30 protein-coding genes are annotated in these 18,487 nt (G+C 36.2%); 10 read left to right on the top strand and 20 right to left on the bottom strand.

Going from position 1 to position 18,487, the window contains the following annotated elements; genetic code table 11:
* Nucleotides 1-355 precede the first annotated feature (355 nt).
* The 16 genes from HNQ98_RS03625 to HNQ98_RS03560 form a co-directional block, all read right to left on the bottom strand.
* Entirely contained in the window at nt 356-1,543 is a 1,188-nt protein-coding gene (locus HNQ98_RS03625) for a spr1629 family repressor/antitoxin (protein ID WP_135197333.1), read from the bottom strand.
* Between the two features lie 28 nt (nt 1,544-1,571).
* Nucleotides 1,572-2,324, bottom strand: a complete 753-nt coding sequence (locus HNQ98_RS03620) for a spr1630 family ClpXP-sensitive toxin (protein WP_135197332.1) — start codon at nt 2,322-2,324, stop codon at nt 1,572-1,574.
* Between the two features lie 136 nt (nt 2,325-2,460).
* The gene (locus tag HNQ98_RS03615) at nt 2,461-2,877 is read right to left on the bottom strand and encodes a DUF722 domain-containing protein (RefSeq protein ID WP_172601009.1); all 417 of its coding nucleotides are present in this window, start codon (nt 2,875-2,877) and stop codon (nt 2,461-2,463) included.
* Between the two features lie 37 nt (nt 2,878-2,914).
* Nucleotides 2,915-3,043 (bottom strand): hypothetical protein, encoded by a 129-nt coding sequence (locus HNQ98_RS09260; RefSeq protein ID WP_259655120.1) that lies wholly within the window; start codon nt 3,041-3,043, stop codon nt 2,915-2,917.
* The gene (locus HNQ98_RS03610) at nt 3,036-3,206 is read right to left on the bottom strand and encodes a hypothetical protein (RefSeq protein WP_172601008.1); all 171 of its coding nucleotides are present in this window, start codon (nt 3,204-3,206) and stop codon (nt 3,036-3,038) included. Before HNQ98_RS03610 ends, HNQ98_RS09260 begins: the two co-directional genes overlap by 8 nt.
* The gene (locus HNQ98_RS03605) at nt 3,203-3,367 is read right to left on the bottom strand and encodes a hypothetical protein (protein WP_172601007.1); all 165 of its coding nucleotides are present in this window, start codon (nt 3,365-3,367) and stop codon (nt 3,203-3,205) included. The genes HNQ98_RS03610 and HNQ98_RS03605 overlap by 4 nt, the downstream gene beginning before the upstream one ends.
* Nucleotides 3,368-3,373: 6 nt before the next feature.
* Entirely contained in the window at nt 3,374-4,078 is a 705-nt protein-coding gene (locus tag HNQ98_RS03600; protein ID WP_135197330.1) for a putative HNHc nuclease, read from the bottom strand.
* Nucleotides 4,079-4,135: 57 nt separating this feature from the next.
* Nucleotides 4,136-4,846, bottom strand: a complete 711-nt coding sequence (locus tag HNQ98_RS03595) for a DUF669 domain-containing protein (protein ID WP_135197329.1) — start codon at nt 4,844-4,846, stop codon at nt 4,136-4,138.
* Nucleotides 4,847-5,512 (bottom strand): AAA family ATPase, encoded by a 666-nt coding sequence (locus tag HNQ98_RS03590; RefSeq protein ID WP_135197328.1) that lies wholly within the window; start codon nt 5,510-5,512, stop codon nt 4,847-4,849.
* Nucleotides 5,509-6,477, bottom strand: coding sequence for a DUF1351 domain-containing protein (locus HNQ98_RS03585; protein ID WP_135197327.1), 969 nt, complete (start codon nt 6,475-6,477; stop codon nt 5,509-5,511). The genes HNQ98_RS03590 and HNQ98_RS03585 overlap by 4 nt, the downstream gene beginning before the upstream one ends.
* Before the next feature lie 85 nt (nt 6,478-6,562).
* On the bottom strand, nt 6,563-6,820 hold the full coding sequence (locus HNQ98_RS03580; RefSeq protein WP_135197326.1) for a hypothetical protein: 258 nt from the start codon (nt 6,818-6,820) through the stop codon (nt 6,563-6,565).
* Nucleotides 6,802-7,191, bottom strand: a complete 390-nt coding sequence (locus HNQ98_RS09395) for an LvrA C-terminal domain-related protein (RefSeq protein ID WP_490517857.1) — start codon at nt 7,189-7,191, stop codon at nt 6,802-6,804. Before HNQ98_RS09395 ends, HNQ98_RS03580 begins: the two co-directional genes overlap by 19 nt.
* Nucleotides 7,192-7,198: 7 nt before the next feature.
* The gene (locus HNQ98_RS03575; protein ID WP_135197325.1) at nt 7,199-7,633 is read right to left on the bottom strand and encodes a helix-turn-helix domain-containing protein; all 435 of its coding nucleotides are present in this window, start codon (nt 7,631-7,633) and stop codon (nt 7,199-7,201) included.
* 2 nt (nt 7,634-7,635) lie between these two features.
* Nucleotides 7,636-7,809, bottom strand: coding sequence for a hypothetical protein (locus HNQ98_RS03570; RefSeq protein ID WP_019040513.1), 174 nt, complete (start codon nt 7,807-7,809; stop codon nt 7,636-7,638).
* A 12-nt stretch (nt 7,810-7,821) separates the two neighbouring features.
* Nucleotides 7,822-8,082 (bottom strand): hypothetical protein, encoded by a 261-nt coding sequence (locus HNQ98_RS03565; protein WP_135197324.1) that lies wholly within the window; start codon nt 8,080-8,082, stop codon nt 7,822-7,824.
* A 2-nt stretch (nt 8,083-8,084) separates the two neighbouring features.
* Nucleotides 8,085-8,282, bottom strand: coding sequence for a hypothetical protein (locus HNQ98_RS03560; RefSeq protein WP_060391470.1), 198 nt, complete (start codon nt 8,280-8,282; stop codon nt 8,085-8,087).
* Between the two features lie 324 nt (nt 8,283-8,606).
* On the opposite strand from HNQ98_RS03560, the gene HNQ98_RS03555 reads away from it, so the two are divergent.
* The 7 genes from HNQ98_RS03555 to HNQ98_RS03525 all read left to right on the top strand — a co-directional run bounded on the left by HNQ98_RS03555 (nt 8,607) and on the right by HNQ98_RS03525 (nt 12,938).
* Complete coding sequence (locus HNQ98_RS03555; protein WP_135197323.1) at nt 8,607-8,948, top strand: helix-turn-helix domain-containing protein; 342 nt, start codon at nt 8,607-8,609, stop codon at nt 8,946-8,948.
* A gap of 3 nt (nt 8,949-8,951) precedes the next feature.
* Nucleotides 8,952-9,386: a M48 family metalloprotease gene (locus HNQ98_RS03550; protein ID WP_135198313.1), complete on the top strand. Its 435-nt coding sequence runs from the start codon at nt 8,952-8,954 to the stop codon at nt 9,384-9,386.
* Nucleotides 9,387-9,433: 47 nt separating this feature from the next.
* Nucleotides 9,434-10,066 carry a hypothetical protein gene (locus tag HNQ98_RS03545; RefSeq protein ID WP_019040372.1) on the top strand — a complete coding sequence of 211 codons (633 nt, stop codon included), beginning with the start codon at nt 9,434-9,436 and terminating at the stop codon, nt 10,064-10,066.
* Nucleotides 10,067-10,133: 67 nt separating this feature from the next.
* A complete protein-coding gene (locus tag HNQ98_RS09365) occupies nt 10,134-11,219 on the top strand; it encodes a hypothetical protein (RefSeq protein WP_373306181.1) in 1,086 nt (361 codons plus the stop codon).
* Between the two features lie 69 nt (nt 11,220-11,288).
* Nucleotides 11,289-11,729, top strand: coding sequence for a hypothetical protein (locus HNQ98_RS03535; protein WP_135197321.1), 441 nt, complete (start codon nt 11,289-11,291; stop codon nt 11,727-11,729).
* 248 nt (nt 11,730-11,977) lie between these two features.
* Complete coding sequence (locus HNQ98_RS09360) at nt 11,978-12,190, top strand: tyrosine-type recombinase/integrase (RefSeq protein ID WP_135197338.1); 213 nt, start codon at nt 11,978-11,980, stop codon at nt 12,188-12,190.
* Between the two features lies 1 nt (nt 12,191).
* On the top strand, nt 12,192-12,938 hold the full coding sequence (locus tag HNQ98_RS03525; protein ID WP_223822761.1) for a site-specific integrase: 747 nt from the start codon (nt 12,192-12,194) through the stop codon (nt 12,936-12,938).
* 48 nt (nt 12,939-12,986) lie between these two features.
* On the opposite strand, the gene trmB is transcribed toward HNQ98_RS03525, so the two are convergent.
* The 3 genes from trmB to HNQ98_RS03510 all read right to left on the bottom strand — a co-directional run bounded on the left by trmB (nt 12,987) and on the right by HNQ98_RS03510 (nt 15,777).
* On the bottom strand, nt 12,987-13,646 hold the full coding sequence (gene trmB / locus HNQ98_RS03520; RefSeq protein ID WP_135197320.1) for a tRNA (guanosine(46)-N7)-methyltransferase TrmB: 660 nt from the start codon (nt 13,644-13,646) through the stop codon (nt 12,987-12,989).
* 111 nt (nt 13,647-13,757) lie between these two features.
* Nucleotides 13,758-15,047, bottom strand: a complete 1,290-nt coding sequence (locus HNQ98_RS03515) for an ABC transporter permease (RefSeq protein WP_135197319.1) — start codon at nt 15,045-15,047, stop codon at nt 13,758-13,760.
* Nucleotides 15,034-15,777, bottom strand: a complete 744-nt coding sequence (locus HNQ98_RS03510; RefSeq protein WP_014974185.1) for an ABC transporter ATP-binding protein — start codon at nt 15,775-15,777, stop codon at nt 15,034-15,036. Before HNQ98_RS03510 ends, HNQ98_RS03515 begins: the two co-directional genes overlap by 14 nt.
* A 73-nt stretch (nt 15,778-15,850) precedes the next feature.
* On the opposite strand from HNQ98_RS03510, the gene HNQ98_RS03505 reads away from it, so the two are divergent.
* The 3 genes from HNQ98_RS03505 to HNQ98_RS03495 are packed head-to-tail and all read left to right on the top strand — an operon-like array spanning nt 15,851 to nt 17,492.
* Nucleotides 15,851-16,273: an HIT family protein gene (locus tag HNQ98_RS03505; protein ID WP_014974184.1), complete on the top strand. Its 423-nt coding sequence runs from the start codon at nt 15,851-15,853 to the stop codon at nt 16,271-16,273.
* Between the two features lie 13 nt (nt 16,274-16,286).
* Nucleotides 16,287-16,526: a hypothetical protein gene (locus HNQ98_RS03500; RefSeq protein WP_184284949.1), complete on the top strand. Its 240-nt coding sequence runs from the start codon at nt 16,287-16,289 to the stop codon at nt 16,524-16,526.
* Nucleotides 16,527-16,580: 54 nt separating this feature from the next.
* Complete coding sequence (locus tag HNQ98_RS03495; protein WP_135197318.1) at nt 16,581-17,492, top strand: peptidyl-prolyl cis-trans isomerase; 912 nt, start codon at nt 16,581-16,583, stop codon at nt 17,490-17,492.
* Nucleotides 17,493-17,534: 42 nt separating this feature from the next.
* Here the strand turns inward: HNQ98_RS03495 and HNQ98_RS03490 are convergent, their stop codons facing one another.
* Nucleotides 17,535-18,482, bottom strand: coding sequence for a 3'-5' exoribonuclease YhaM family protein (locus HNQ98_RS03490; RefSeq protein WP_135197317.1), 948 nt, complete (start codon nt 18,480-18,482; stop codon nt 17,535-17,537).
* Nucleotides 18,483-18,487: the final 5 nt, after the last annotated feature.

Here is an 18,487-nt window from a genome sequence, read left to right as displayed (position 1 = left end):
GTCGTGCCATAAGGTAGATCACATAATATCATGTCCACACTCTTATCAGGCAGCTTTGCCATTTCTTCCAACGTTTCACCTTGTAGTAGTTTTACCATAGTCCTCCAAATTATATTAAATTGCTTGCTTTACAAGCACAACAGTTTTATGCAGCTATTTTTCTGCAAAAAAATAACCAAGCGCGTTGGCTTGATTATTTCAATAATACTATTATTACACATTTTTCAGGGTAAAAGCGGGCACAAAACGGGCATGATTTTAAGAGGTAAAGTTATCCACAAATCATTCACATAACAAAACATTAAAGGAACTCTACATTATTCTTTCAAACAGAGAGAATTACGCTTTTGCATTCTTATTCACTTACATTGTTTGGCCCAAATAAATTAACGATATTATTTGAATAACTTCGTTTTGTATCCAATTTCAATGAGCGGATAAACATCCTGTCTAACCCTAATATCGTTAAAAACTCTGGCTTGATTGCCATAACATCAGTAATTTTATGAAAATGATAATCTCTACGCATAATCAAAAATGCCCTGATCTTTCCAGGTGCAACTGGTCTAATCTCGCGATCAAGTGGTTCAATTATATTTAGTTTCCTTTTTTTCATCTTTCCATAAAAGAAACCAACATCCTGCTTAGAAATGATACCTAGTTTACTTGCACGATAAGCTATAGCTTGCATTGATATATTATAATGCATTTTGATTTCTTTGTAGTTATTAGGTTCTGTAGGATTACCAACCAACTTTTGATAAATACCAGCGAATGAATCAGAGGGCAAAGTTAATGCTGCTGCAAATTCATTAGCCATTTTCTCAGCTAATTTATATTCTGAACTATTGTCTTCAGATAAGTCCCACTGATAATGCATCAGTAAGTGGCCTAGTTCATGCGCTACATCGAAGTTTCTTCGCACTGCAACTTGCTTTGTTGCACCAAGGACTATGATTGGCATATTATCCTCAGTCCATGTGCTATAAGCATCAACGTCATCAGCCATACCTCTCTCTACAATATATGCGCCTGCACGTTCAATTGCCGGAATTAAATTACGATTATCTTCCTGAATATTTAATTTATCTCTGACATATATTCCAATTTGATCCATGGATGTTTGTTCGAGCAACATTGCATGAACATCATTTCTCAATCCAGTAATAATTTCACTAGTTTCTGTTAGCCCAGCAGTAACTTCTTGAACTAACTTATGAACAATATTTAAATAGGCTTGTTCTCGTGCAATTCTTTTCGTTTTGGCCTTAAAAGTTGAACGATATGCAACATTTTTTTGATTAACGACATTCGTGATTGATATTTTTGTTAAATCTAATTCTTCAGGGACCATAAAGAAAGAATGTTCCACCATAAATATTGTTTCAAGTAACTTTAAAACTTCGTATGATGGTGAAATTAGACCGCGTTCATATTGCCAAAGAGCTTGCTCTGAGACATGAAGTTTCTCAGCTAATTCTTTTCTAGTTAGATCAAAGGCATCACGAATTTCGTTGAGAATAACACCATTAAATTTAGTCATCTCAACCTCCTAAATTTGATTTTAGTTATTATTGCGTTTGTTCTGTTTCACCTTCCTCAACTGCGACAGAATAATATGTCGCATCTGGGATTTCAGGATCTTGGTTAATCTTACCAACCTCTTCTTCAGTTAGTTGATATTCATTATTTGTGAAATCAATATACTTTGTTAAATCATCAATTAGCTGAAATCCTTGAGAGTAAGGATTCGGCATATACATCTTGACTGAAGAGACATTTTGCTCCTCTACAGTATATGTCACAATAAAAAATTGTTCGAACTCTATATTCTTTCCTTCAGAAATTTGTTGCATTACTTCATTAAATTGAGGTTCTAATGCTAACTCAGTTTGTTTAGAAAACTCCACCCCAGTGTCAGTTTCGTTAAAAAATTTACGATTTACTTCAGCAAGTTTTTGTAGCGAGGTGTTCGAAAATGCATTTTCAGTAGTTGAATGGAATTTTGATTCTTGTCCACGTTCTGGCTTAATAACAATCAATGCACGATTCTCAACATTGAACTGGAGATATTTCCAAGCATATCCAGCTGTCGCAATTCGATTTGAAAAGTCATGGTTTTTTGCATCCTCATATTCATGATACACTCCAGAATCAATGTAATTACCTCGACTCCATGATAAACCAGATGACACAATCAAATATTGAGACTCACTGATACGCATATTGGCATATTTTTTATTTCCTTGCAAAATACCATTCACAACAATTTCAGCATTTTCAGGCTTCAACTTTAAACTATCAGCATTAACATTTAAAGACATTAATTCAACCTCTACTTCTTTTAATTTTATGTAATTATAGCATTTTTAAAGTAGATTATCAATAATTGCTTATTTAACAGTGTTTTATTTAAAAATTTACAATATATATTATAAATCATTTCGAGTTAATTAAAAGCTATTCAAACTTCCAAAACTTATTACCAAACTCTTTTTTAAATTTTCGCATCTTTCTCCGACATGTACTCTCGTCTGCATTAAATATCAAAGCAATGTGTTGCCACTCATTTTTCTTCCTACGACGATCATATCGTAAATTGACCATACGAACTAATTCGATATCAAACGTGGCCAATATATCTGTAATAGATTTTTGCTGATCATTTAATTTGTATAACTCATGTAGAACAGTATCTTCATCTTCACGTATCATCTTGTCATCAACTGGTCTTATATGTTTATTTTGTGCCCTCCCACCGCCAATATTTTCATCATGAACCAAAGGTGTCTGTAATTCCATTTTCCTCAACTTAATCTGCATATCTATTTTGCCAGAAAAATAATCTGACAATAATTGGTCTATTCTATCCGCCACGCTATCTCTCCTTAATATTATGTACGACGGCAAACCGTCATTTATGTCGCTTAATTTGTTCTAACCGAATACTCGTTGCGTATGTCAAAGCTGTAACAGCAACGATGGCCACACATAAGACCGTAAATTCTAAAAAGTGTTGTAAATTAATACCAATTTCAATCATGTTCATCCCCCTCATCAATCTTTGTTATCGACCGTGCTATATCGTCAATGGCGTAAATTTTGCCACCAATAAGCGCTTGCACGTCCAAGGCAAGTTCGTAAGACATTCGCCCCAATCTTTCCTTGTGTGGCACCTTATCGTCACTGACAACATAGCTAATCATATAATCTGCAAAGCTTCTTCAAAGCCAAATTTCAATACTTTTGCTGATTTTCTGTTCTTGATCATTGCTGGTTGCTGATTATCGTTAATAAATCGACGACACGCAATCGCATCCCCTTCAAAATAAAGTTGCTTTGTTTTCAATCCAATCACCTGATGCATAATTTTTCACCTCATATTTAAATGATGTACCGCTGCGATGCGTTCATCTATTTTAATGCCGACTAAGTGATAGGTCGCTAGAAACGTCATGACGCCCATATTACCAGCCATTTGGTGGTGCAAACGGCATAATTGTTCTGCTCTTAACTTCAGGTGGTTCATCTGCTCACGATTACCACCGTTGGCACCAACTGTTTCCAAATGATGTAAGTCACTCGGTCTTTGGCCACAAATGACACAGCACTTATTCATCAAACACTGATATTCCCAATGGGCAATTTCTTGTGTTTCCAGTTCGTTTAAAGGTTTCACGCTCAAGCCAATGTTATGCGCGGCTGCATAATCCAGCAGCATATTAATGAACTGATTGGCAGCCGTTTTATTGCCCTTACCAATACTCAAACTAAACTCACCAAAATCTAAACCATAGTAATATTCATAGCAGGCATAAAAGTGATTTTTCAATGTGACTGGTGTTTCTAGCCATTCACCACCAACCTGTGCCAACCAAATGTCATTCAGCAGTGCAAACGCAAATTTACGTTGTTGTGGCGAAACCCCATTTTCATCACTGGCAATAATCGACAAAACTTGTGGCTTATCTACCGCGTTATACTGATACAATTTAAAAATATCATCCGCACTCATTTGCAAAGTCACCAGGCCATTGTTTGCATCTAGCTTATTCACTTGTCCAAATAGTTCTGTCATGTATTTATCAGGCCTCGCACCCCTCCGCATGGTTACGCCATGTCATATATCGGTTGACTAGAATGGCAAGTCTTTCTCATCAATGTTGATACCATTACCACCATTTGCAAACGGATTAGGTGCTGCAGGTGGCGTTTGTGTGCCTTGGCCAAACATTTGATTTGGGGCAAAAGTACCTTGTTGCGTTTGTGCTTGTTGTGCAGGCTGATTGAATTGACCAAACCCACCATTATTTTTTGGGGATGCTGGTGAGCTAAATCCTTTATTATTGCCACCAAAGTTACTGCCGCTATTTGCATTATTTGGTAACATCGCCCCTTCTGGTCGTTTCACACCTGATGGCTTACTTCCTGCAGGATCAAACTTATTGTGAGACTTCACCGACAAGTTAAACTGACCTTTGTTGTTAGCTTCCCAATCAACTGTCACATTCATTTGTTTCCCAACAAGACCCTGTACAAATTGATTAATGTCATATAACGGTGTCCCATCCGGCACTGCTGCCGCCACTAATACCGTGTTGAAACTTTTCTTTGATCGCTCTAGTGCTTCCGCTGATGTTTCATCCCAAACCACATTGTCAAAGCGAATTTTGCCACCTGCATATTGACCATCAACAACTTCAAAATCAAGTACAGCCATTTCTTTGTCGCCTTTTTTCGTCATCGTCACGGTTGACGTATCAGAAACTCTCACATTGTACTTACCTGATTCTTCCACTACTTGTCCTAATACATTGTTGCTGTCTACTACTAATCCGAATCCCATTTACTTTTCCTCTTTCTTCTTTGCTGTAACTAATTCGTCTGCTTTAATCAGCACGCGATCATCAATTCTATTTTTGGCATGATTGCCTTTTTCAGTATCTAACTCAATAAAACGTTGGCCATTCTCTTTGTAAATACGACCAACCACATCAAACGGTGCACTGAAAGCATTAAACGTTTTCGCGTTCATATCAGCTTCATAACGACCACCACCGATTAAACCCGATGCACCATTATCAATTTGATGCGCGGTGGCCAAAACGGTCAACCCAGATGCCCGCAAGTACATCCCCAAATCACGAAACCATAGTTGCAACTTCTGATAATTTTGGCGATTATCTTTGCTGGCATTGTCAATATTTTCTAAAACCCAATTTTGCAATGCTGTCACATTGTCTAAAATAATTGTGTTGTACACGCCACTCATTAAAGCTTCATTCAGTTGTGCAGATACTTGGTTTTGTAAGGTCGTGGCATCAGTATGATCATAAGCGAATACGCGAATATCTTTGGTCCCAACTAATGCATTGGTTGACCCGTCAAAACTAAACAATAATTTATTACCGGATAAATGTTTGGCCATAGATGTTTTACCTGTCCCGCCCTCACCATAAATGAAATACATATTTCCCATTGGCATGATTTGTCCAGGCTCATAAACTCTCATGATTCACCTCTAAACTCAATTTCATTAGCATTCATAAAAGTGGCCACCGCTTGTAAATCTTCAACTGTTCCTGTGACATACAATAATCGTGTAAACCTTGGCTGATTGACTGTTGCCGTTTGTGCTGGCATTGGGGATGCTTGAACGTCTACAACTGGTGGCGTGTGTACTTGACGTGGTGCCTCCGCTATCACTTCGCCAGTTTCTGTATCAACGACCTTATCAGCAACAGTCACTTCAGCAGTATGTTGTTGCCGTTCTTTTTCAGCTGTCATTTCAATAACAGCTCGTGCCGCTTCTAAGCGCTTATCTCGTTTAACCACATCATTATCAATGTCTAGCATAATTTCAGCTAAGGACTTGTAATCTAAACTATGAATATAGCCTTCCGGATCGAATGATTTGTTCTCAGCATAATTACGAATGGCGATGGTGTTTGTTGCTCGTTGTGCCTTGGCTTTAACTAATAAATCAAGCTGTGGTTCAAGATGTTCTTCAACAAAGGCAAGCTTTGGTCGTGTGCCGTTGAAATTCCCCTTGATAAACCACTTATCATTGATTTCAATATCAGGGCTAACATCTAACTCATCAGCTCGCTGAGTCAACCACTCATTTAAGCCATCACGTCGTTTTTGTTTTTCGAGTTCATCAAATACTTTGACATCCTTGTCTATGTCATCAGCAGCATCTTTAGCTCGCTTTTCATAGGCAATGGCAATTTCTGAAACGTCTTCAAATGGCTTCAATAACTCCGTCTTCACTTTGCTACGCCATGCCGCTGACTCTTTCGCTGCGTTACGTAAATCTGCTCGTGATTTAGTTGCACCTCGTAATGTTTCTTCGGTCACAATAAAATTACTATGTCGTTTTAAAATCTGTTCAAAATCTTTTTCGAACTGATCAACATTTTCAAACTTAATTTGACCATTAGCAACGCCAATCTGTGGTTGCGTTAACTCATTCATTTGACTACCTCTCTCTTTCTTGCTACGATTGAGATATAAATATTGTCGAAAATAAGTTATATCTCACGTCTAACAGCTCGAACTGTCAGGCGTTTTTTTCTGCTCTCATGTCCCTAAGTATCTTGATTGCAGTTGGTGCTGATAAGAAAACTGAGTCCATCGAATACTCATCACGTGATGCGACATATTCAACCATGCTTCTTAAATCACCACTTGCTTTCAAGCGTTTACCTAATTCTTCTAAACTAATTGCTTGGAAACTAGGCGACCTACCATGTGTTGCAATACCAGATGCCTTTATTTTGATTATTGATGTGACCAAGCTTATAGCCCCTGTGTCCATTCAGGTAAATCCTCCTTGGTAATCTTCTCTGGTTGGCTGGATAATTGTGTTTGCCCATCTCTGACAAATCCAGGTGCTACACTATCACGCTTGCCATAACCTTTATTTTGTTTTGGTAATTCTGGTGTGAAGTCATACTCATCTTCCCAACCGGATTGGTAAAACCATGTGCCAGCCTGTTTAATATATTCGCTAGCTGTGCCTTTAGCCTTAATCTGTTTTTTATAGTCTAATAACTTATTTTTGATCAGTTCTGGACTAACACCATTCTTGATGGCTTTATTAAATGCTTTCTCGGCTTTTGATTTTCCCTGTTTACGATTTTTGGGATATTGAGACCATATTTCTTCAAAGTGATCATTATTATTAATTAATCTATTAGTTGGATTTATTAATTAATATATTATCTACGCCGTTTGCGGGGGTAGGCTCCCCTCGATTTTGAGGGGACGGTACGCTCGATTTCGGGGATAGGGTCCCCTTGTTTTCTGGTGTAGGGTATACTCGATTTTGAGGGTAGGTCGGTACAACTTTTAGTAATCTTTTTTCAATCACTTTCGATTCTTTTTTGTAAGTTAATTGACTTTCAATAATGCCCTTACTGTATAAATCACTCAAAGCAGTTTGAACGGTTTTAACGCTTTTTTTAAACCTATCAGCTATTTTTTGATTACTTGGGAAAGCTGCACCAGTAATATTTTCAAATGTATAAATATACCCAATCAAACGTGCTTGGAAGTCGGTAATGTTATCTAACTCATCTACCCAAGCAGGAATTTGCGTGAAGTATTTAATGTCTTGCTCTTCTGCCATGATTACCTTTCCATCGCATGATTAATCTTCCACGCCGCTTCTTCTGGCGGATAACCTAATTCAATTAGCTTATAATAATCACGTTCCGCTTCACGCTCATCAAACTTGCGCTCATCACGTATGAACAACACAATCGCCGTTACAATAACTGCCGTCCATATAATTGCTGTTGTCATGTTTTACCTCTTTTAAATTTCACCGTCATATTTTTTGCCAACCGATACCGCTGCTTTGAATTTTTCCCAAGATAGTAACGGAATAATTCCACCGCGATCAAATGGGATAAATGGTGCATCATCACGTCCTAACAGATATTTGCGTAAAGTCGTGATACTTGTTCGTTCATAAAGTTCTAGCTGGTTCATTGTTAATGATGGTGGCCAACCAATTTCATGATACAAACGTAACTCTTCAATTCTTTCTGGTGTTAATTGGAATGCTATTGCCATAGTTAACCTCTCTCCGATAATTTAATATCCAAGTATTTACGTATTTTCGCTCGTAATGTGACAAAATAAGTTCCCGTATGACCATTCATTGCTTTAGCAACATCTGAGTGATCACGTTTAATACCTTTAGCGACATCTGACTTGTTTAAATTCAAACGCGCTGCATCAGCACGCAGATTTTCTGCTATTTGATTATTCACATCTCTACTCCCTTTTAATATCCCTAATGTCTGGGTTTTATAATTAAAAAAATACTGCCTCGCGACATGATTTTTGTATTAGATTTGTAAGTTTCTATTTACAAGTTACAATTTTAATACTATAATGACATAGTAAAGACGCATAAATAAAGTACATCAACCCTTATCAGTCGGCCAAGAATGATAGTGTATGACTCTCTTTTTGCTTGCTTAAAATATATAACTAACTTACAAGAACAAGTATAACTACAAGTTTGTAACTTGTCAACACTAAAGTTACATTTTTAATACAGTTCTTGTGTCTAATTTAGAAAGATAATTAATATGACACTAGTTTCTAGAACAAAAGAAGTCGCTAAAAAACGTGGTATTCCACTTAAAAAATTAGCTCTCAAAGCTGGTTTAGCCGAGAATGCTATTTATAGATGGGATACAAATAATCCAAAATCAGAAAATCTCGAGAAAGTTGCTGACATATTAAATGTTTCAACAGACTATTTACTTGAGCGTACTGATGACATGAACCTATCAAATACTGATTCTAAAACAGAAATGGATATTAAAGATGCCTTGGAGCATGATATTATGTTAGCGTTTGATGGCAAGCCAATCTCTGAAAAGTACAAGCGCATCATACTTGAATTATTAAGTGAAGAAGATGATTAATATATGGATTCATACGAATACGATTTGACGCCATTTCAAGAACGCTTAGAAGAAACTATTGTTAATTATCAAATTAAAATAAAACATGTCACAGTTGAACCAACCGATCCATCATTCGCTTATCCTAATAAAAACATTATCATTATAAATGATGCCTATGATTCTAAAATATCCCCTATTTTTATTTTGGCACACGAAATTTACCACATCACGCAAAAAAGTATTGATCAACAAATATACGCATTCTCTCCCCTTGCTAAACGCACAGAAGAAAAGAATGCGCATTTGTTTGCTATACGTTTATTCTTTAAAAGCATCGATGAAGACTATGTCCCCAATTATATAGCCGTTATGTACGCGCTTGGCTTACCATTGTCAATGGAACATCTAGTTCGCCAAGTTTGGTTAGAACATTCAAAACCATTGTTACTTAGTTAATATTATGTGCTGAATAACCACATAAAAAGGTTCTAGGAGATTGAGAAATGAGTGATATATTTGCGTGGCTATGGATTCTGATTAGTATTGGTTTTTGGGTCACTTTGATAATGTTTATAGTGAACAAATTAAGAAAGCGATCTAGTAAGATTAGTTGGAAAACGCCACTGGTTCTTTTCGTTGTTGGGTTCGCATTTCTAATAGCGGCAGCAATAACCACTGATAATAGCGGTAACACCAATCAAAAAACGACTAAGAAAAGCTCGTCTGTTGAAAAAGAAAACTTAGCTTCAAGTAACTCAACAAACACAGAGTCAACGAGTGGCAAAGCCAGTTCAGCTAAACCAAGCCTTTCAGAAGAAGATCAAGATAAGCAAATACTTGCTGACTATACAGCAAAAATTCAGGCACAAACACCTAAATCTATCGCCTCATATAACGAAAAAGCCAAATCAAACCAAGACGGTATGCAAGGTCTTGCAAAACTAAGCACTGATGAAGTCTCAGTATTGGCTGGAATTTCAACCGAAGGAATTGAAAAGATGGCTAAGGTAATGATGGTGTCGGGTAGTGGTAAACAAGACACATACAACGCCTATGCTGCTAAGCTTCAAGATGTCTATACTGCAGAAAGTCAAAAAATAATGGATAATTATACTACTTCTGCAATCGGACAGTAATTAAGCCCTGATGGGCGTACATAATACGTGCCGAGCGTCCACGTAAAAAAGTTTTTGGAGAGATGATATGTTAAGTGGGATTTTGTTGTTGCTATGGATTGTCACATCTATAGTATTTTTGGTGATGCTAGTCATATTTATAGTTGAAAAACAGAGAAAAAAACAAGGAAGTATAAATAAAACATCGTTAATAGTGACATTTGCTATTGGACTTATTTTTTTAATTGTAGGCATGGCAGCTACCAATTTAAATGAAGATAGTCATAGTGCATCAACTAAGACAAAAACAGTAAAAAAACAAACTATTTATAAAGTTGAAGTTGATAATGTAAAAGTAGATGATACATCAAATTGGGAAATCAAAGGAACTACAAATGCACCAGACGGAGCAAAAATGTTCGCTATTTATGGGGATGAAACAGATAATGACTTTTTTGGAACAAATGCTGCTTCATCAACATCTGATATGTCTTGGTCAATAGTTAAAAATGGACAGTTTGCAATGTCAGTTAATCCATTGACGATGCACTACGAAGAAACATATCAAGCCAATAAAACCTTCAAAGCTTATTTGTTTGCTGTGACAGGTTTAAAAGGAAAATTAAAACATTACAGTATAGAATCAAAAATCAGTAGTAGTTTAAAGTCAAATATTACTGATAATATTAAAACAACTAATTTAACATTAAGTGAATCACAAGCAAAATATTACAATGATCTTGGTTCTTCAAGCTATGATGAAGATGATTCTGATTCAGACAGTGAAGAAATTTCTAGCGATGAAACGTCAGAAAAAGATCCCAACTCTTTTAAAACCGGTATAACCTACGAACAAATTGCCAGAACACCGGATGATCACGAAGGTAAAAAAATACAATTTACTGGAAAAGTTATTCAAGTCCTGGAAGATGATGATGAAACGCAAATCAGACTAGCCGTAGATGGAAATAGTGATAACATTATTTTGGTTGATATAGATCAAGATATTTTAAAAGGATCACGGATTCTTGAAGATGATTTAGTAACTGCTTCTGGTGAAAGTGATGGCACAACATCTTATGATTCAACAATGGGCGGCAAAATAACAATACCTGCTATGAGTGCTGAAATCATTGATAATCAAGGTAAGGCTAATGACGATTACGGATACTAATCAATGCCCTTCTTGGGCCTACATATTACGTGCTAAACAACCACGTTAAAAGGTTCTTGGAGATTGGGAATGAATAAAAAATTGCTAATAGTTATTGGTATTTTAGTGATACTTATAATAGCCATGGGCAGCTACATTGTTGGTACTAAGTCAACCAACAATGACAAAAATGAAACGACAAAATCAAAATCTACGAGTAGTCACTCTACAAAGGTGTCTTCTTCCTCATCTAGTTCATCATCAGCAATTAAAGCTAACTTATCTACTGCTGATGCCGAATCACAACTAAACAATGGCCAAAATATTGACGGGGAAATTGTTGATGTTGAAATCTTCGAAGCTATTAATTCTAGCGAACTAGGTCAAAACCTTCAAGCTGGTGAACACCTGAATTTTTATCCGGCCACACAGCAGTATAATTTAAAAGCTGGTGATCACGTTAAATTCAAAGTTGAAGCAGCAAAAGGTGAATTAGGATCTTGGTTAATTAAAGGCGATGTTGTAAAGTAAATACCATCATCTATTTTTATAAATTAAAAAAGCACACCCAACCAGCAAAAGTTCTGGTGTGCTAAGACAAAAAGTTAAACGCACGGGGGCATTCCAGTTAATTATAACAGATGTCAGCCCCCTTTTTAAGTATGAGCTTTAGGAGGCTTTTTATATGGCAAGTTTTGAAAAACGTGGTAAAAAATGGCGTGCTATTGTATCAGTAATAGAGGGCGTTAGCCGTATAAAAAGAAGCAACGGAATGGGCAATTAAAGTAGAAAATTCTAAAGTTGACGGCTATACAATATCACGTGCAACTATTACCCTCCCCGAATATTTTTTAGAATGGTATGAACGATATAGAAAGCCAAACATCAGAGAATCAACTCAAATGCGTTATATTTCCGAGTATAACCGAGTAAAGATTTTATTTGACGGTGTAAAGCTGGAACAACTAAATACACCCGCTTGTTCAGGATAAGTTGGACGAATACGGTAAAACTGTTGCGCCAGCGACTATCTCAAAATTTTGGGATATTCTCAAATCATGTTTAAGAGATGCCCAGATAGATAGATTAATTAAAAAAGATATTTGGACTCGTGTGAAAACACATGCTACTAAATCAGGAGCCGATAAAGGTGTCCTTTCAGCGACCAACTTCAGCAAGTTACAAGCCTATTTGTATGATCACATTGAGACAGATTCTGATTTAGGCATACTAATTGCGTTAGAAACAGGTGCGCGGTTAGGCGAAATTGCAGGCATAACAGTAGATGATATTGACTTTACAATGAACACTATAAATATTTCAAAATCTTATTCTGTAGCCGTGCAAAAATTGACAGAAACTAAAAACACGCAGTCACACAGAATTATATCGATCACAGAACAGTTTGCTAAATTACTACGCGATAAGTCTGACTACTTCCCTTTATATTCTCACTACTACAATAGGCAGTTTAGCAGGCGGTTAAAATATATTCTAGATAGGCTTGATATCCCACTCATTAGATTTCACGATTTAAGGCACTCTCACGCTAGTTTTCTACTGTACAATGATGTCTCTATTGATTATGTTTCAAAGCGCCTAGGTCATAAAAATACGCGTATAACATTAGACGTTTATGCCCACATGTTAAAAGAGAAAGAGACAGAACAAAGTACAATGGCTTTAAAGTTTTTATCATCAAGTCCCCAAATGTCCCCAGAAAGCAAAAGCAACGCCTAAATTAGACGTTGTTTTTTGTTTATATAATACCCTGTAACCCTTGTTGCTCTAAAAGTGAGCCTTAATCTTATAAATAGGTTGACCCTTAGCCATAAACTTCTGTTCATACTCTGTTTCGATATTACCAGCAACTTTATCTTCATCAGCATGTAAATCTAAAGTGAAATCTTCTGATGTCCAGCGCATGCCGTAATCCATAAAACTCACCATTGAATATTCAAATAAATGTCGGTTATCTGTTTTAAATTCAACTTCACCCGTTTCTGGTAAGATAGCTTCATATGACTGCAAAAAACTTTTATAGGTCAATCGTCGTGATTCATGCCTTGTCTTAGGCCATGGATCTGAAAAGTTTAAATACAGTTTTGAAACTTCGTTCTTTTCAAAATAGGTTTCTACACCGTTCCCATTCCCATAGATATACCGTAAATTTGGTAACTTACCAACTGAATCAAAACTTTTACGTGCAGCAACGGCGACAGCCGTTTCTTGAATTTCCATCCCAATATAATTAATTTCTGGATGCGCGAGCGCCATGCCCAAGATGAATTGTCCTTTACCAGATCCAATTTCAATATGGATAGGCTGTTCTTGGTCAAACAATGACTGCCACTTTCCAATCTGTAAAGTCGCATGTTCTTGGTCAATCACGATGTCTGAATGATTAGTCAACCACTCTCCTGCCCAAGGTTTTGATCTAAGATGCATAATTAATCTCAACGTTGTCATAACCAATCAATTAGTCAGCACACTTTTAAATGTTCAAAGTTTACTGAAAAAAATAATCGGATGATATTTCAACGTTCCTGCTTTCTTTTATTATTTTTGATTGCTTTTTTTATTACTAAATTGTCTGGGAATATATATATTATTTAAAAATACTATGATAACAGCTAAACTAATAATCGTCATACCAACTGCTTGTAAACCATGTATGATACTCGCTATGATCATAATTATAGTAGCTAGTGCCATCAATTGACCACTCAATAGTCGGAACGCTTTTTGCTTTGCTTTTGTATCAATTGGCAACAGACGTGTCCACATATTTTTTTGTGTCTCATCATATAATGGTAACATTTGAAAAACCACTAAATAAACAGTCAATGCACCGACAATAGCAATTAACCAACTAGGTGCTGCTTGGAGCGCATACACCATAATGGCACCGACTGCTATCAAACGTAACACCAGTGGTAAAATTTCTACATCACGAGCCAATCGCGTAATATATAAACGATACATGACAGAACGATGTTTTGCAAGTTTGAAAACGACATAATCTAAGTATCGTCGACGTTTGATCGTCTTTGGTTGATGTGGTACATTGGCAAACATCGCATAAAAATGTAACACGCGTTGCTCATGTTTCTGGGCTTGTAAGTTGGCTTTATGCCAATCAATTCCTATCTTTGTGACCATCCCCTGGCTAATGAATAACATTTTAGCCATTATGGCTGCCACTAGCAGCCAGCTAACTGTCAATACCAAAAGCCATTGAATCGATAGCAATAATATCATAGCTATCATAATCACCGGTATGCTGAACCTAAAAATGGAGATGTTCATCATCGGATGTGTCATGAGCCATGAATTAAATGATTGCCGTGTCTTGATCAGTAAACTATCACGCTCACCCAATAATGATAGCCACTTATAAGTCATGATAAAACCTGCTAGTAAGGCTAGTCGTGTCATATCACCATTATAAATTTGCCAAAATATCGGTATAATTGTTGCCATAAATATAATCTGCCACAAAAATGCATAACTACAACTCAGAATGACTGAATAGTTTAAATATTTTTTTATAATCAATTGATCGCTGCCTAACAAAAATAAACGATCTGCTGGTTTAAAATAGGTCACCAAATGTCCCATATTTAAGCCAATTACTAACCAAAGTGTATTAAATAATGGCCACCAAAGCTGATACCAAAACTCATCTGACTGCTGTGTGACAAATAGTTGCCGGTAAGCCAATAGCAAACCACCAATAGCAATCATTAAGAATACAATAAAATGATCATTGAATAGTAAGCGTAAATACTTTAAATTTGTTCGTTGATTTCTAGCAAACCGCTGCATGAATAATTTATTCAACGCCATCTGCTGACTCCTTTTGCATCATATCAAACAAATCATCTAGTTTAGCAAGTGGCAATTGATAGCTATCAGCTAATGATGTTGGTGTCCCAATGAACTGTACTTCACCATCACGAAGCACAACAAATTCATCCACGAATGCTGTTGCTGAACTAAGTAAGTGTGTCGTCATCAACACACTACCGCCTTGATTAGCCTGTTGACGCATCAATTCAACAACATCACGTTGCGCCAAAGTGTCTAAGCCCAGAAAAGGTTCATCAACAATTAAAAGTGGTGCCTGTAACATAAATGCTGACACCAGCATGACTTTTTGACGCATACCTTTTGAAAAATGAATTGGTAGCCAATGTAGCTTATCTTCAAGACGGAAACGTCGGAGCAATGATAGAACATTCTCCCACGTCTCATCATCATCCAACCCATGCGCCGCTAACATGAGATGTAGATGTTCAGCTAATGTCAACTCATCATACAAAATCGGTTGCTCCGGAATATAAGCAATTTTTGATTTAAAAGCAGTTGGTTCTTGCACAATGTTAGTGCCATTCAGTACAATTGTGCCTGAAGTTGGCTGCAACTCACCAATAATATGATTCATTGTTGTTGATTTACCGGCACCATTCAAACCAATTAGCGCTACAATTTTACCGTTATCGACGTTAAATGACACGTTTTTTAAGATACGATTACCAGCATAACCGCCAGATAAGTTTTTTATTTTTAATCCCATACCTACTATTATAACAGGCTGGGCGCTTTATTTGATATAATAAAGATAGTACAATCATGAATGGGGATTAATTATGGATATTTTTGATAAAATTATTGTCGGTGAAATTCCAAGTTATAAAGTATACGAAGATGATGACGTTGTTGCTTTCTTAGACATTTCTCAAGTAACACCTGGGCACACACTCGTTGTACCAAAAAAACATGTAGATGATATTTTTGATTATGACAAGGATATCTCTGAAGCCGTGCTGCTTAAATTACCTATCATTGCACGTGCTATCAAAGCAAGTGATGACGACATCACTGGTATCAATATTCAATCAAATAATGGTACGTCAGCTGGTCAAACTGTTCGTCACTCACATTGGCATCTCATCCCACGTTATGATGATGACAATTTAAATGACAAACTCGCACCTACTATCGATAATAGTGCTAACTTCTCAGCGGAACAATATCAAACAATTGCTGACGCAATCGCATCACAATTCTAATTGAGGTATATAAATGAAAATTTTAGATAATATCAAAAATTTATCAGCTCAACTCAAAGAAATTAGTCGCTTACTTAATCAACTCAAAGCACAGCAAAAAAATTTAGTTGAGCAAGTTGATCAAATCAAAACTACAAGTGATGAAATTCAAGTAGAAATTGAAAAAATGAATTTCAAAAACAAGCCACACTCAGATCGTATCAAAGAAACAACAGAACATTTAAATGATCAACTATCTAAGTTTAAAGCGTAGTTGTTTATTTTGTGGTAGAATATTTAGAATACTAATCAGAAAAGGAAACAAGATATGCGTAAATTCATTTGGGGATTAATCGTCGTAATTTTTTGTGGCGGTCTTATCTTCCTTAGTTTAAATTCGTCAAAAACATTGATGACATCAGATTCAGGTAAAATTACAGAAAAACAATTCATGACTGACTTGAAGAAATCATCAGCTGGTCAACAAGAATTTGCTAACATGGTCATTAATAAGGTACTTGCAGAACAATATGGTACTAATGTATCAAAGTCGGACGTTCAAGATGCCTTTGATACACAGAAAGCACAGTATGGTGACGCGTTTAAATCGACACTAGCATCAAACAACACAACTGAAGAACAATTTAAAACAAGTATTAAAAATAATCTAATTATTACCGAAGCGGTTAAAGCAAACTTCAAAATCACTGATAAAGAAATTCAAAAAGCCTATAAAGATTACCACCAAAATACAACAATATCAATGATTACGGCTAAAGATGAAGCAAGTGCTAAAAATGCTATTGCCGATTTAAAGTCTGATAATAGTTGGGAAACTGTTTATAAGAAGTATACAACTGATAAAACATATGAAAAAAGCAATGGTCAGTTGCCAGCTTTTGACTCAACAAGTACGACTGTGGATCCAGCAGTACAAAAAGCTGCATTTGAATTAAGTAAAGTTGGAGACTATACAACTTCTCCCATTACCGGATCAACTGGTAGTTACTATGTCATTAAATTAGATAAAACAACTACAAAACCTAGTCTAAACAGTGTTCGTAGTAAACTGTCTGACCAAATTGTATCAAAATTCTTAACTGATCAAAAAAATGCATCAAAGGTTCAAGCTATCATCGGTAAAGTCTTACGTAAAGAAAATGTTAATGTTAAAGATGCACAGTTGAAAACTGCATTGAACACTTACCTGACTGCAGGTATTTCATCACCTGGTAAATAATAATACATAAAAAACGTAACCAAAATGGTTACGTTTTTTATTTTACTCTGATGATGATTTAAAGAAACGCCGGTTATCTAAACCAAAAATCCTGTCAGAAAATGACCCATCAGCCGTTTTTTCTAATGCACCTGTTATCATTTGAATGCTAGCATCCATCTCATCGATTTGATGCAAAATTTCTGCTTCCAATATATTGGGGCGTACAGGTGACCCATATTCTAACTGACCATGATGAGATAGAATGGTGTGTCGCAATATAACCATATCTTCTGATTGTAAATCAAAGTGTAATTCATTTGCTGCTAAAACAATTTGTTCATCAATCAGCGTGATATGGCCAATTAAACTACCAACAACTGTGTATTTTGTTGCAATCGGTCCAGATAATTCAATTACCTTGCCTAGATCATGTAATAACGCACCAGCAATCAGTAAGTCTTGATTCAGTTGTGTATACTGTGCTGATACGCTTTTGGCTAATTTTGCAATTGACAATGAGTGAAAAGCTAACCCACCTGCAAACGCATGATGATTCATTTTGGCAGCAGGATAACGTAAAAACTGATCATGGTAAGCATTAAATAATTTACGTACTAAACGATTCCAAGTTGGGTTAGTAATCATCAGGATAAAGTCGTTCAGCTCATCATCCATCTCATCTTCTTTAATTGGTGCATGAGCCATAAACTCAGCTGGGTTGTCAGGTTCCCCAACACCGGACAGACGAATATTTGTAATTTGTACTTGTGGTTTATCTTGATATGAACCTCGTACACCCTGTAATTGTACAATCTTACCAGGTAATAATGTACTAATCTGGGATTCAGTGGCATCCCATAAGTTCCCAGGTAAATCGCCTGAGCGATCTGAAAATACCATACTTAAATAAGTTTTTCCATTTTTAGTTAATCGTATATCAGCACTTTTAATTAGCGCAAAACTATCAATGTGCTCAGTATCTTGAAAATCTGTCAACAATTTAACCATAATAT

The organism is Leuconostoc carnosum (assembly GCF_014207505.1).
Taxonomy (GTDB): domain Bacteria; phylum Bacillota; class Bacilli; order Lactobacillales; family Lactobacillaceae; genus Leuconostoc; species Leuconostoc carnosum.
This window is presented reverse-complemented; position numbering and strand designations above follow the sequence as displayed.